Here is a 13755-nt window from a genome sequence, read left to right on the forward strand (position 1 = left end):
TTCTCGTCCGTGGAAAGATCAAGCACGCGATCACGGTGGTACGGGTCGGTTCCGGCCACCGGCGTGAAGGCGGCAACGACGAGGTCGGACTAGGGCATGAGGAGGCGGCGGTAGATCGCGTCGTAGGCCTCGGACTGGCGCTCCCACGTGTACTGGTCGAGCAGTTCGGGCCGGGAGTAGGGCTCGCGGTAGCGGCCGGGATCGGACAGGACGCTCTTGAGCGCTGCGGCCAGGTCGCCGGTGTCCTCGGAGGCGAAGACCTCGCCGATGCCGGTCGTCCTCACCGATTCCGACATCGCCTTCACATCGCTGACCACGACTGGGATCTTCGCCTGCATGAACTCGAAGAACTTGGTGCTCAGCGCGACCTCATGGTTGATCGGGCCCCGTCGCAGCGGATGGACGCCGACGTCCGCCGTGGAGAGGAAGTCGGGCAGCTCGTCGTAGGGCACGTAACCCATCAGGTGCAGCCGCTCCGTCGCCCCGACATCAGCCGCGATGCCACGCAAGCGCTTCACATAGTCCGAGTCCAGGGTGTTGACCACCAGGGCGACGTGGAACTCGGGCAGGTGTTCGAGGGTGCCGACGAGGGTGTGGAGGCCGCGCTGCTCCGAGGCGCCGCCGCAGTAGACGGCCAGGGGCTGTCCGGGTTGGAGCCCGCAGGCGTCGCGGACGTCGGTGCAGGTGCGTTCGGGTGCCGAGGCGTCCCTCGGCGGGGTGTTGAGGACCACCGCGGGGCGCTCGGCGAGGCGGTGCTCGGCGACGAGCAGGTCGGCCAGCGGCTCGGAGACGGTGACGACGGCGTCGGCGCAGCGGAAGTACTCGCGCTCGTACAGGGTCTGGGAGACCAGCCAGCGGTGTCCCGCCGGGTTGGTCATGCCGGGCACGAACTCGTGGGCGTCGTAGAGCAGGTGGATCTTCCGGCCCTTGCCGCGGGCCCGAGCCACGGCTCGGGCCGCGACGCCGATCATGCGATAGTCGTGGGCGTGGATGAGCTCGGGGCGCAGCTCGTCGATGAGCTTCGCGTAGGAGGCGTCGTAGCGCAGCGGCGTGGGGTCGAGGCGGCGCCAGGCCCGCGTGCCGTGCAGGGCCCGCTGCAGCGCCGCGTCGATGCGCTGGATGCGGCCGTGGGTGCGCTGCCCCCGCCACTTGAAGCCCGCCTTGGTCTGGCGTACCCGCGCGGCCAAGAAGCGGCGGCGGACCTTCCCGGCAAGGTCGCGCACCGTGCGCGGGACGCCGCGGCCGCCGCGGGTGGCGGGGGCGTAGCGGCGCTGGAGCTCCTCGGTCTTGGAAACGGCGATCTCGCGTTGGAGGATGTTGGCGATCGCGGTGCTCTTGCAGCCGAGGGGGTGGCGCACGCGCATGGCCCGGTCGAGCAGCGACTTGCGCGGCGAGAGCGCCTGGAGCGGCAGGCGGTGGACGCGCGCCCGGCCGAGCATGTAGGTGTCGGCCTCGGTGCTGGCCGAGCGTCCGATGAGGTGGACGTCCCATCCGGCGTCGGCCATCGAGCGGGCGGCCTTCTGGACACGCGAGTCGCCGTCGACCGGGTTGTCGACGAGCATGACGATGCGCCGCTTCGCGGTCGAGGGCTGTTCCATCTGTACTCCGTCTCGGGTCATCGGAGGGCGGCCGCCTCGTCCTCGGGAGGTGCGGGCGGGTCGTAGAGGTTGCGGTCGAGCTGCCGGGTCACTTGGAGTCCGGAGTAGCGGCGGGCGAGCATCCATCCGAAGGGGACGGCTGTGTCGTCGACGACGATGACCCGCTCGGCGCGGTCCAGTTCGAGCCGGTCGATGCGGCGGCGGGCCAGGCGGCGCAGCGCCTGGCCACGGACCATCTTGTAGACCGGCCAGAACAGCCTGCGGCGGGTCCGCCTGGCGACCTTGCCGTGCAGGGAGGCGGCCCTCCCGGCCGCCTTGCCGAGGGCGCCGGGGAGCGTGCCGGCGGCGCGGCGCAGGATGATGTTCGGCCCGCGCTCGATGCAGGCCAGGTAGAGCCACACCAGCGGCTGCCGGTTCTCGGCCTGGCCGATCGAGACGGTGCGGGCGGCGGGGTGGAGCTCCCTGCCGCGCTTCCACGCCTGGCCGCCCTCGGCGGTCAGCACGGTCACGTCGACGCCGCGGGGGCCGACCGTCTCGATGAAGCGGTTGACGCGCCGGACCTGCCCGCCGGTGAAGATGACGACGACCACTCTGTGGTTCTCGGTGCTCACTGCGCGCCTCCGATGACGGCTCGGGCGCGCTCTTCCAGCGGCAGCAGCGCCCGCTCGCGGGTGAAGGTCGCGCCGTAGTCACGGGCCGACCGGGCGACCTCGGGATCGGCTTTGAGGGCAGCGTCGCCGGCCTCGGCCATGGCGCGGGCGATGTCCTCCGGTTCCAGCCGCTTGGGACGGAACCATAGCGGATAGTGCCGGAGCAGGGCTTCCGCGGCGCTGCCTGGCTCGTGGACCGAGACGATGGGCTTGCCGGTCGCCATGTACTCGAAGATCTTGCCGGAGGTGACGTACTTGGAGCCGCCGGCGAGGAAGACGAGCACGTCGCTGGCGGCGTAGGTGTCGCCGATGGCGGTCTTGGAGACCGGGCCGCGGTAGCGCACGTCGCCTTCCTCTCCGAACTCCAGGCCGAACTCGGCGCGGAGCTTGCCGGGGCTGTGGGAAAAGAACCCGAGGTGCCCGTGCAGGTCGAGGGTGGCGTCGGCGTGGTCGCCGCGGCCGGTCATGGTGCGGAACCCGTCGACCATCGCGTGGACCGGCTGGTTGACGGTGAGGGTGCCGACGTAGGCATACGATAGCGGCCCGGTCGGGGTGCCGTCGAGCGCGTCGGGGTCGAGGCAGTCGGGGTCCCAACCGTTGGGGACGACCATCATCCGCTCGGCCGTCTCCGGGTAGCGCTCAGCGTGCCATTGGCGCAGGGCGTCGTTGACGAACACCGCCGCGGCGGCGCGGCGCATCACCCGGCGCTCCCACTTCCAGGCCGGGTGCTCCGGCCCGTACGCGTCGGCGTTGGTGAACAGGTCGAGGGTCCACGAGTCGCGGTAGTCGAGGATGTAGGGCACGCCGGTCAGGCGCGACAGGGCACAGGCCGCGGCGAAGGAGGCGAAGGGGTTGCCGGTGGACAGGATGAGGTCGAACCGCTCGCGGCGGTGCCGACGCCAGCCTTCGGCGACGCAGGAGCGCGCCCAGGACTCGTACTGCTCGGGGAAGATGCGCCGCAGCTTCCATTCGTTGAACCGCCGGGCCAGGACCGGCGCGTTGCCGCGGAAGCGCCCGTAGCGGGACACGTCGGTCTCCCAGGCGAAGAAGTCCATCGGCCGCGGGACGACCTCGATGGCCGGGTCCAGGCCGTCGGTGAGGGCATCGTCGGTGGAGCCGGTGACCTCCCGGTAGAAGCGGTCGGGGGCGCGCATGACGGTGACGTCCCAGCCGGCGGCGGTGAAGTGGTTGGCCGTCGCCCGCGCCCGGTAGACGCCCGAGGCCCTGGACGGCGGGAAGTAGAAGGCGAGGTAGAGCAGGCGGGGGCGGGATTCATCGGACACTGGCGGCCTCCTCGTCGGCGAAGTGCTCGTACGAATAGGTGGTGCGCAGCTCGGGCCGCCGTTCGAGCAGGGCGGGCAGGTCGTCGGCGAGCACGTCGATCACGCCGGGCCCGCCGATGACGAGCCAGTCGAAGCGATGCGTCTCCAGCAGGTCCATGATCGCGTCGCGGCGCAGGCCCTGCCGCATCCGGTGGGTGCGGCGCTTGCGGCGCTTCTCGATCGGGTTCGCGACCTTGCGGTTCCAGAGGCGCAGCACGCCGCCGGCAACGCGGGTGAGCGGGCCGCGGCGCAACCGCCGCAGCACCCCGCGCGGCATGCGGCACAGCAGCCACGTCACCAGCGCCGACTCGCGCGCGCGCACGTCTCCGACGCGCAGCAGGTGCGCCCGGACGCGCGGATCGACCTCGTGGCGTTCCCAGTAGAGCCGGTGGTCGGCCACCAGGTGAACCTCGTGGCCGTGGTCGGCGGCCAGGCGCGTCTCGTGCTCCATGGCGCGGTAGCGCTTGGCGACGGGGGCGGCGTAGAGGATCTTCACCGGAGGGCCTCCTCGGGCTCGGCGATCCGGTCCCAGGCATGGAAGTGTTGCCGGGCGACGGCCTCGTAGGAGTAGCGCTCCTCCAGTCGGGAGCGGGCGCGTTCCAGGTCGAGGCCGCCGGGGTAGGCGCTGCGCAGCTCGGCGTAGCCCTTCGCCAGTACGGCCGGGTCATCGTCGACGTCGAAGAGGCGACCCGCGGCGGACTCGATGCCCGCCAGGGCATGCTCGGGGCCGCCGGAGCGGCTGACCAGCACCGGGATGCCCGCGGCGGCGGCCTCGACGATTACCATGCCGAAGGTCTCGTGCGCGCTGGTGTGGACCAGCAGGTCGTGCTCGGCCATGACGCCGGGGATCGCGTCCGGCTCGACCGAGCCGCGCCAGTCGAGCGAGGCGGCGATGCCCAGTTCGTCGGCGAGCGCTTCGAGGTCCTCGCGGTCCTTGCCGTCGCCGGCGAGTGTCAAGGTGAGGTCGGCGTCGTCGGCGAGGCAGCGGGCGAAACCGCGCAGGAGGTAGTCGACGCGTTTGCGTTCGACCAGGGACGCCACCGACAGCCAGCGCCGCAGCGCCGTGGGCGGGCGCGCGCGCCTGGTGCGGAAGTCGATCGGGTTGGCGATGAACTCGATCTTGTCGGCGTGGTGGGGGAAGGTCTCGGCGACCAGGTCGCGCAGCGGCTCGCCGACGACGAAGAATCCGGCCAGCCGGTGGAGGATCTCGTCGTAGCGCTCCCTGGCCGGCGCTTGGGCGAGGACGTCAGCGAGGAACGAAGAGTGCTCGGTGGCGAAGACCTTCGCGTCTGGGCAGCAGTTCTGGAGAGCGGCGTACCCGGCCGTCAGCGGCACGTGCGCGTGGACGATCGGGGCGTCGATCGGCTCGCCACCGAGGGCGGTGCCAAGCCAGCCGGCGAACTCGTCGGACTTGGCGCGCCAGTCCTCGGTGGGCGGGATCAGCGCCGGGATGCGGTAGAGCGCGGCGCCGCCCACGGTGGCGATGGGCGGGACCGAGCGCGGCAGGAGGAGGCGCTGCGCCTCCCAGATCACCGCCCGGCGCTCGGCCGGGCGGACGACGCCCCAGTTGCTCAGGTGGTACACGGTGAGCTCGGAGCAGCCGGGGGCGACGGCCTCGACCATGCCGCGGACGAAGGACCCCCGGAAGGGCACCTCCGCCTCCGGGTACCACGGGGTCACGACCGCGACCCGCCGTTGCCGATCTTCGTTCACTGCGCTGACACGTCTTTCTCGTGATGCCTGCCGAGCAGGCGTGCGTACACTTCCGCGAGCCGGCCGGCCTGGCCCTCCCAGGTCCACTCGTCCAATGGGACCTGGCCGTTGTAGGCCTTTCGGTACCGCTCGGGATCGTCGAGGATCTGCTTGATCGCCCTGGCGAGGTCGTCGACGTCGCCGGACTTGAAGACCTCACCCTGGCCGGTCCTGCGGACCATCTCCCCCATCGTCTTGACGTCGCTTACGACGATAGGCAAGTGCGCGTGCGAATACTCGAAGAACTTGTTCGCCAGCGCTATCTCGTGATTGACGATGCCGGCGCGCAGCGGATGGACGCCGACGTCGGCTTCGGACAGATAGGGGACGATCTGGCGGTAGGCGACGTAGGTCAGGACGTGCGTCCTGTCCGCCACGCCGAGCTCGGCGGCGCGCGCCTCCATGCGTCTGACGTACCGCCAATGGGGTTTGGAGACGACGAAGGCGGCGTGGATCTCCGGCAGCTCCGGGAGGGCTTCGACGATGAGGTGCATGCCGCGCTGTTCGAGTGGCGCTCCCGAGTACACGATCAGCGGCGTGTCCGGACCGATGCCGCAGTGCTCGCGCAGGCTCGGTGCGGCGTCCCATTCGCCGGAGACATCCGGGGCGTTCATGACCACGGCGGGTCGTTCAGCCAGCCCGTGCTCGTCGACGAGGAGGTCCGCCAGGGGCTCGGAGACGGTGACGACCGCGTCGGCACAGGGGGCGTGTTCGCGCTCGTGGGCTTCCTGGGCAGCCAGCCACCACGGGTGCTGCTTCCACGGCTTCATGCCGGGCAGGAACTCGTGGGCGTCCCAGACGAGCTTGACGTCGCGCCCGGAGGCGGCGGCCCGGAGTTTGGCGCGCGCGCCGACGCCGAGCATCTGGAAGTCATTGGCGTGGATGAGGTCGGGCCGGAGCTCGTCGATGACCGGGCCGAACGCGAGTTCGAGGTCCCACAACGCCGGATCCAGTCGCCTCCAGGCCCGGTCGCCGAGAACTCGTTTCCAGAAGGCCCCGGCGATCTTCTCGGGCCATCCCGTGGCGTTGGAGCGGCGTTCGCGGAGCCGGTCGGTCAGTCGGCTGCGGACGCCGATCCAGGCCCACGCCGCGGTGACAGCGGTCCGGCGTGCGGCCAGGCCGATGCGGCGGGCGATCGCCTCGGCGCCACGTGGGGCGTCGAAGGCGAGGCGGTCGCGGGCGGTGCGGAGGTCGGTCTTCCAGGCGCGAACCTGCTTGCGGCGGTACTCCTGGAGCGGGCCGGGCGGGTAGGCCAGGGGGCTGCGGAGCCAGGCGCGGCGGACTTCGTGGCGGCGTCTCTCGAAGGTCCGGGGGGCGGGGAGGAGACGGATGCGGGCGTCGCCGACGGTCCATTCCTCGGGCCGGCTCGTGGTGCTACGTCCGAGCAGCACGACGTCCCAGCCTGCTCGCGCGGCCGACTCTGCCTCCTTCTGGATGCGGGAGTCGCCGACGACGCCGTTCTGGACCAGCATCACTATGCGCCGGGGCCGGGCGGCCGAATCGCTCACGTCGCCTCCCGTCCGAGGCTCGGCATCGCGATTCCCCGCGGGCGCGAGTTCAAATCGCTCACGCGACCCCCAGGATGGGAAAACATGCGGGGGTGGTGAGGGCGAATGGCGGATACGCTCACGCGGCCTCCCCCATAGGGATCGGTATCGGAAGGTGTTGAGCGCGAATGACGGAATCGCTCACGCGGCCTCCCGGACGAGAGGCATCATGAGGATGCGCTGAGGGTGAATGTTCATTGGTCCTCCGTATATCGCGGCCACCGACACCGCGGTCGACGACGCACGCGCCACATCGTATGAAACCAGTGAGTTTACGCAGCGTTTCCCTGGAATTAGAGCAATTGAACCGGCCAGTTGGGAGTGTGTTCTCCGGCGTGGGACAGGCTGGCGGACCGCATCGGTCCGTATGATCGGCCGCTCTATCCACTCACCAGACACACCGCGAAGGCGACATATGCGTTACAGGGTCCAAGACACCGCCCAGGTGCACGAGAGCGCCAAGATAGGCGACGGAACGAGCATCTGGGAGCTCGCGCAGATCCGCGAGGACGCCAGCCTCGGCGGCGGCTGCGTCATCGGGCGCGGCGCCTACATCGGTACCGGCGTGACAGTCGGCGACAACGTCAAGATCCAGAACTACGCGCTGGTCTACGAACCGGCGCGGCTCGCCGACGGCGTCTTCATCGGACCGGCAGCGGTGCTCACCAACGACCACAACCCGCGCGCGGTCGACGCCGACGGGCAGCTCAAACGAGCCGCGGACTGGGAGGCGGTCGGCGTCGACATCGCCGAAGGAGCCTCCATCGGCGCCCGGGCCGTCTGCGTCGCCCCGATCCGCATCGGACGATGGGCGATGGTGGCGGCCGGCGCGGTGGTGACCAAGGACGTGCCCGACTTCGCTCTCGTCATGGGCGTCCCGGCACGCCGGACGGGATGGGTCGGCCGATCCGGGGAACGACTGGAAGCGGACGGCGACCACCGCTGGCGCTGCCCGGTCAGCGGCGAGCACTACCACGAGGCGGCGGGCCGGCTGCGTCTGGAGGAGTCCGCATGAAAGTCCTCAGCATCGTCGGCGCCAGGCCGCAATTGGTGAAACTCGGCGCTATCGCGAAAGCCTTCCACGGCACCGACCACTCCCACCGCGTCGTCCACACCGGGCAGCACTACGACCCCGAGCTGTCCGACGTGTTCTTCTCCGAATTCGGCATCCCCGAACCGGACTTCCACCTCGGTGTCGGGTCGGGCGGCCACGGAGCACAGACCGGTGCGATGCTCGCCGCCATCGACCCGATCCTCGACGAGGAACGGCCCGACTGGGTGCTGGTCTACGGCGACACCAACTCGACCATCGCCGGCGCGCTCTCCGCCGTCAAACAGCACGTGCCGGTGGCCCACCTCGAGGCCGGCCTGCGCTCGTTCAACCGCCGGATGCCCGAAGAGCACAACCGGGTCCTGACCGACCACTGCGCCGACCTGCTGCTGGCTCCCACCGAAGAGGCCATGCGGCACTTGGCGAACGAGGGACTCGCCGACCGTGCCGTACGCGTCGGCGACGTCATGGTCGACGTGTGTTTCAACACCCGCGACACCGTCCTCGCCCGAGAGCACCGGCGGCCCGGCCTGCCCGAGCAGATCGACACCGACGCGCCCTTCCTGGTCGCGACGCTCCACCGCGCCGAGAACACCGACGACCCCGAGCGGCTGGCTTCGCTGCTGGCGGCGCTGGCGGACCTGCCGGTGCCGGTCGCGCTGCTGGCGCACCCGCGCCTGCGGGCCAAGGCCGAGCAGCACGGGCTCAAGCTCGAAACCGGTGCGATCGTCGCCGGTCCGCCGCTGCCGTACGCCGAACTGGTCGCCGCGGTACTCGCCTCGACCGGCGTCGTCACCGACTCCGGCGGACTGCAGAAGGAGGCGTATCTGCTGGACCGGCCGTGCACGACCCTGCGGACCGAGACCGAGTGGGTGGAGACCCTCCACGACGGCTGGAACGTCCTCGTGCCGCACCCCGGCGAGATGCCGGCCGATCAGTGGCGGACGACCGCCTCCCGCCCGGCCCCGGACACGCCGACCGGCACGCCGTACGGAGACGGCCGCGCCGGGTTCGAGGTCCTCAAGGTCCTCGAAGCTCGAGCGGTCTGAAGACGCGAGCAGGGGGGCGGCGCCGTCGGCGCCGCCCCCCTGCAGTGCGTGGTCGGCGCTCTAGGCGCCGAGGACGATGTGGCGTCGCCCCTGCCACGCCTCCGGGTCGGTGACCCGGCGGCCGTCGAGAAGCACCTTCACCTCGGGGAGGTCGGCCGGGACGAGACCCCGGTACTCCTGGTGGTCGGCCTGAACGACCGCGGCGGTGACCGTCTCACCTCGGTGCGCGGGCAGCCCCTCGGCCTCGAGCTCCTCGGCGGTGTACATCGGATCGGACACGAAGGGGCTCGCCCCCCGCTCGCGCAGCGACTCCACCAGCGGGAACACGCCCGAGAAGGCCGTCTCCTTGACCCCGCCGCGATAGGCCGCGCCGAGGACCAGGACCGAGGCGCCGTCCAAGTCGCCGTAGGCGGCGGCGAGGACGTCGACCGCATAGGCGGGCATGGCCGCGTTCGCCTGCCGGGCCGCGCGCACGACCGTCGCTTCCGGGTCGTTCCACAGGTACATCTGCGGGTAGATCGGGATGCAGTGCCCGCCCACGGCGATGCCCGGCCGGTGAATGTGGCTGTACGGCTGGGTGTTGCACGCCTCGATGACCTTCATCGCGTCGATGCCGTGCTTGTCGGCGAAACGCGCGAACTGGTTGGCCAGGCCGATGTTGACGTCTCGATAGGTCGTCTCTGCGAGCTTCGCGAGCTCGGCGGCCTCGGCCGAACCCAGGTCCCACACGCCGTTGGGCGCCGACAGGTCCTCGCGGTCGTCGAAGTCCAGGACCGCCGAATAGAAGCCGACGCCGTGCTTCGCCGAGGCCTCGTCGATGCCGCCGACGAGCTTCGGGTAACGGCGCAGGTCGGCGAAGACGCGGCCGGTCAGGACCCGCTCCGGGCTGAAGACCAGGTGGAAGTCCTCTCCCGCGGCCAGCCCCGAGCCGCGTTCGAGCATCGGCGCCCAGCGTTCACGCGTGGTGCCGACCGGGAGCGTGGTCTCGTAGGAGACCAGCGTGCCGGGCTGGAGACCGGCCGCGACGGCTTCGGTGGCGTTGTCCATCCACCCGAAGTCGGGGACGCCGTCGGCGTCGACGAAGAGCGGCACCACCACGACCACGGCCTCGGACTCGCGGACCGCGGCGACGGTGTCGGTGGTGGCCCGCAGCCTCCCGGCCTCGACGGACTCCTTGAGGCGCTCGGCGAGCAGGTGCTCGCCGGGGAACGGTTCGACACCGTCGTTGACGCTGTCGACGACGCGCTTATTGACGTCGGCGCCGATCACAGTGTGTCCCTTGGAGGCGAACTGGACGGCCAGCGGCAGCCCGATCTTCCCGAGGGCGACGACGCAGATCTTCATGGGCACTCCCCCACCGCCGTCTCCGACGGTCGAACTTCGATACGGAACTCCACGGTCACTCTCCCTTGACGACACTGCGCGAGCCCTCGAGCGCGATGGTCTCCCCGCGCTCGGCCGAGCGGAGCATCATCTCCGAGACCTCCACGGTCGCGCGGCCCTGCCGCAGATCGACGATGTCGTCGGTCAGGCCCAGGACCGCGTCGCGGAAGCGCTCGTGCTCCACCAGCAGCGGCTCGCGCTTGCGGATGGCGTAGCGGATCATGTCGCCTTCGGACACGCCGCGGAAGGCGCGCAGCGCCTCCCATTCGGTGTCCTCGACACCGTTGGCGTAGAACGTCAGGTCCCCGGTCAGGGTGTCGGCGACGAAGCAGCCGCGGTCGCCGGTGACGACCGTCGTGCGTTCCTTGAACGGGCTCAGCCAGTTCACCGAGTGGTTGGCGATGACGCCGTCGGTGAGCTGCCCGATGGCCGACAGGAGGTCCTCGTGCTCGCGCCCGGAGCGCGAGACGGTGCTGGCCGTGATGGACCGGTACAGCTGGCCGGTGACCCAGCAGGTGAGGTCGATGTCGTGCGTGGCCAGGTCCTTGACGACCCCGACGTCGGCGATGCGGTGCGGGAACGGTCCCTGCCGGCGGGTGACGACCTGGAGGACTTCGCCGAGTTCCCCGGCCTCCAGACGCGAGCGGAGGCTGATGATCGCCGGGTTGTACCGCTCGATGTGGCCGACCCCCGCCACCAGGCCGCGGGACTCGAAGGCCTCGGCCAGGCGGTCGGCGGCCGCGACGGTGTGCGCCAGCGGCTTCTCGATGAGGGCGTGCACGCCGGCCTCGGCCAGCGCGAGTCCGACCTGTTCGTGGAAGGCGGTGGGGCAGGCCACCACCGCGTAGTCGATGCCGAGGTCGATGAGCTGTTCGACGGTTTCGACCAGCTGAGCGCCGGCGGGCGCCGCGCGCTTGTCGGCGACGGGGTCTGCGACGCCGGCCAGGTCGACCCCGTCGAGGCCGGAGAGGACGCGGGCGTGGTTGCGGCCCATGGCGCCGAGGCCGACGAGGCCGGCGCGCAGTTGCTGTGCGGTCACGGTTGCTGCTCCAAGGAGTTCACCGCGTCGGCGACGCGGTCGAGTTCGTCGACGGTCAGCGAGGGGTGGACGGGCAGTGAGAGGACCTCGTCCGCGGCGCGGTCGGTCTCGGGCAGGTCGGCCTTCGAGTCGCGGTAGGGGGCGAGCCGGTGGATCGGGACCGGGTAGTAGACGGCGCTGCCGATCCCGGCGTCTTTGAGGCGGGCCTGCACGTCGTCGCGTCCGGCGGCTCGGACGGTGTACTGGTGGTAGACGTGGTGGGCTCCGGCGGCGACCGGAGGGGGCGCGAGTGCGGTGAGGCGGGCGTCGAGGCGGGCGGCGTTGGACCGGCGCTGCTCCGTCCATTCGGCGAGGCGTCCGAGCTGGACGCGGCCGATCGCGGCGGCGACGTCGGTCATGCGCATGTTGGCGCCGACGATCTCGTTGGCGTAGCGGGTCTCCATGCCCTGGTTGCGCAACAGGCGCAACCGGCGGGCGAGCTGGGGGTCATCGGTGGTGATCATGCCGCCTTCGAGGGCGTGCATGTTCTTGGTCGGGTAGAAGCTGAAGGCGCCGAGGGCGCCGAACGATCCGACGCGGCGGCCGTCGAGCTCGGCGCCGTGGGCCTGGCAGGCGTCCTCGACGATGGTCAGGGAGTGGCGTTCGGCGAGGCTGACCAGGCGGGTCATGTCGGCGGGGTGCCCGTAGAGGTGCACCGGCATGATCGCGGCGGTGTTGGGGCCGATGAGGGAGGCGACCGAGTCGGGGTCGATGCAGAAGCTGGCGGGCTCGATGTCGGCGAAGACGGGCTCGGCTCCGACGAGCCGGACGGCGTTGGCGGTCGCGGCGAAGGAGAACGAGGGGACGATGACCTCGTCGCCAGGTCCCAGGCCGAGCGCCATGAGGGCGAGCTGGAGGGCGGAGGTTCCAGAGTTGACCGCGACGCAGTGCGCAGTGTCGGCGACCTTCTGGAATTCGTCCTCGAACGCGGCGACCTCCGGGCCCTGCACCACTTGGCCGGATCGCAGCACGGCCACGGCCGCGTCGATCTCGGCCTGGCCTATGTGCGGCCGGGCCGGGGGTATGAAGTTGCGTTCCTCGCTTGGCATGAGGCCACCTCAGTCGGTTCCGTTGATCAACGACGGCCGCAAACGGTAATTCACCAACGTGAATCCGGATGAAACTTCCGGTGACCGGTGGAGGGCCTTCGGCACGCTGGAATCGTCGGCGTTCGCGCAACGTCCATCTTGCTGTTCACCTAGATGAACGCCGGGCTTCTGGGGAGTGTCGGGAGTGTCGCGAGCGGCGGTCAGAACTTGGGGGCCGGCCAGAACACTGGGCCGGTCGCACGGGCCGTGCGGCTCAGGGGCTGAAAGCCACGCATACGGCAAGAACCTCCGGCCGTCCACGCGAGCCGTACAGCTCAGGAACGGAGACACACTCCCATGGCCGACACATTCATCCGGCAATGCGGGTCGTGCGGCTCAGGAACTGATATCGGCGGACAGGCCGTCGCGTGCGAAGCGCAGTGACTCGGCCAGATCGGCGGTGCGGCGGGTCCGGTTGCCGGACTTGCGAGTCGAGACCTCGACGGTGACGGATCCGTCCCAGCCGGCGGCGGCGAGCTTCCCGAGCAGCTCGGCGCACGGCTGGGTGCCGCGGCCCGGAACCATGTGGGCGTCCGCGCCCGGGTCGGTGCCGTCGCACAGGTGGATGTGGCGCAGGCCGTCGCCCATCCGCTCGGCCATGGCCATCGCGTCGGCGCCCGAAGCGGCGCAGTGGGACAGATCGAGCGTGTACGAGTCGTAGCCGTGCCGGGTCGGATCCCAGTGGGGGCTGTAGGGCACGAGTTTGCGCCGGCCGAGCTTGAGCGGGAACATGTTCTCGACGGCGATGGTGATCTCCGGGTAGCGGGCCCGGAGGCTGGCGAGCACACTGGAGAACTTGCGGGCGTAGTCGCGCTGCCAGGAGAACGGCGGGTGAATGACCACGGTCGGCGAGTCGAGGTACTGGGCGGCCTGGACCGACCGCCGCAGCCGCGTCCACGGGTCGGGGCTCCACACCCGCTGAGTGACCAGCAGGCATGGGGCGTGGACGGCGCCGATCTTGATCCCGTAATGGCGCGAGAGGCTCGCGGCCGCGGACGGGTCCTGGGAGACCCGGTCGGTGAAGACCATCAGCTCGACGCCGTCGTAGCCGAGCTCGGCGGCCAGTTCGAAGCCCACCGAGGTCGGCTCGGGGTACACGGAGGTGGTCGAGAGCAGGACCGGGACGGACTGGGTCACGACAACCAGGGTACGCCGGGTGGTGCATTCCGGGCCGACAGGTGAGCGGCGACGCCGGTGCATGGCCGCGCCACCTGGTACGACACCGGCCGGAATCGGC

At 70.8% G+C, this 13755-nt stretch carries 12 protein-coding genes; 2 read left to right on the forward strand and 10 right to left on the reverse strand.

The genetic code is table 11. The features are described 5' to 3' along the window. Nucleotides 1–89: 89 nt before the first annotated feature. Genes ACYVL2_RS11710 through ACYVL2_RS11735 form a run of 6 tightly spaced genes read right to left on the reverse strand, consistent with a single transcriptional unit; the run spans nucleotide 90 to nucleotide 6830 of the window. The gene (locus ACYVL2_RS11710) at nucleotides 90–1598 is read right to left on the reverse strand and encodes a glycosyltransferase family 4 protein (RefSeq protein ID WP_460543426.1); all 1509 of its coding nucleotides are present in this window, start codon (nucleotides 1596–1598) and stop codon (nucleotides 90–92) included. 17 nt (nucleotides 1599–1615) lie between these two features. Then, nucleotides 1616–2209, reverse strand: coding sequence for a hypothetical protein (locus tag ACYVL2_RS11715; protein ID WP_460543428.1), 594 nt, complete (start codon nucleotides 2207–2209; stop codon nucleotides 1616–1618). Further along, entirely contained in the window at nucleotides 2206–3531 is a 1326-nt protein-coding gene (locus tag ACYVL2_RS11720) for a glycosyltransferase family protein (RefSeq protein ID WP_460543430.1), read from the reverse strand. The genes ACYVL2_RS11715 and ACYVL2_RS11720 overlap by 4 nt, the downstream gene beginning before the upstream one ends. Further along, nucleotides 3521–4066: a hypothetical protein gene (locus ACYVL2_RS11725; RefSeq protein WP_460543432.1), complete on the reverse strand. Its 546-nt coding sequence runs from the start codon at nucleotides 4064–4066 to the stop codon at nucleotides 3521–3523. Before ACYVL2_RS11725 ends, ACYVL2_RS11720 begins: the two co-directional genes overlap by 11 nt. Further along, complete coding sequence (locus tag ACYVL2_RS11730; RefSeq protein WP_460543434.1) at nucleotides 4063–5283, reverse strand: glycosyltransferase; 1221 nt, start codon at nucleotides 5281–5283, stop codon at nucleotides 4063–4065. The genes ACYVL2_RS11725 and ACYVL2_RS11730 overlap by 4 nt, the downstream gene beginning before the upstream one ends. Then, entirely contained in the window at nucleotides 5280–6830 is a 1551-nt protein-coding gene (locus ACYVL2_RS11735) for a glycosyltransferase family 4 protein (protein ID WP_460543436.1), read from the reverse strand. Before ACYVL2_RS11735 ends, ACYVL2_RS11730 begins: the two co-directional genes overlap by 4 nt. Before the next feature lie 454 nt (nucleotides 6831–7284). Between ACYVL2_RS11735 and ACYVL2_RS11740 the strand changes: the two genes are divergently transcribed. Then, nucleotides 7285–7884 (forward strand): acyltransferase, encoded by a 600-nt coding sequence (locus ACYVL2_RS11740; protein ID WP_460543438.1) that lies wholly within the window; start codon nucleotides 7285–7287, stop codon nucleotides 7882–7884. Further along, nucleotides 7881–8969, forward strand: coding sequence for a UDP-N-acetyl glucosamine 2-epimerase (wecB, locus tag ACYVL2_RS11745; RefSeq protein ID WP_460543440.1), 1089 nt, complete (start codon nucleotides 7881–7883; stop codon nucleotides 8967–8969). Before ACYVL2_RS11740 ends, wecB begins: the two co-directional genes overlap by 4 nt. Before the next feature lie 60 nt (nucleotides 8970–9029). Here the strand turns inward: wecB and ACYVL2_RS11750 are convergent, their stop codons facing one another. The 4 genes from ACYVL2_RS11750 to ACYVL2_RS11765 all read right to left on the reverse strand — a co-directional run bounded on the left by ACYVL2_RS11750 (nucleotide 9030) and on the right by ACYVL2_RS11765 (nucleotide 13655). Next, nucleotides 9030–10313 (reverse strand): nucleotide sugar dehydrogenase, encoded by a 1284-nt coding sequence (locus tag ACYVL2_RS11750; RefSeq protein ID WP_460543442.1) that lies wholly within the window; start codon nucleotides 10311–10313, stop codon nucleotides 9030–9032. Between the two features lie 55 nt (nucleotides 10314–10368). Beyond that, nucleotides 10369–11391, reverse strand: coding sequence for a Gfo/Idh/MocA family protein (locus tag ACYVL2_RS11755; RefSeq protein WP_460543444.1), 1023 nt, complete (start codon nucleotides 11389–11391; stop codon nucleotides 10369–10371). Then, entirely contained in the window at nucleotides 11388–12479 is a 1092-nt protein-coding gene (locus ACYVL2_RS11760) for a DegT/DnrJ/EryC1/StrS family aminotransferase (protein ID WP_460543446.1), read from the reverse strand. The genes ACYVL2_RS11755 and ACYVL2_RS11760 overlap by 4 nt, the downstream gene beginning before the upstream one ends. A gap of 375 nt (nucleotides 12480–12854) precedes the next feature. After that, nucleotides 12855–13655 (reverse strand): sugar phosphate isomerase/epimerase family protein, encoded by an 801-nt coding sequence (locus tag ACYVL2_RS11765; protein WP_460543448.1) that lies wholly within the window; start codon nucleotides 13653–13655, stop codon nucleotides 12855–12857. Nucleotides 13656–13755 lie beyond the last annotated feature (100 nt).

The sequence above is a fragment of the Glycomyces halotolerans genome (assembly GCF_054779575.1).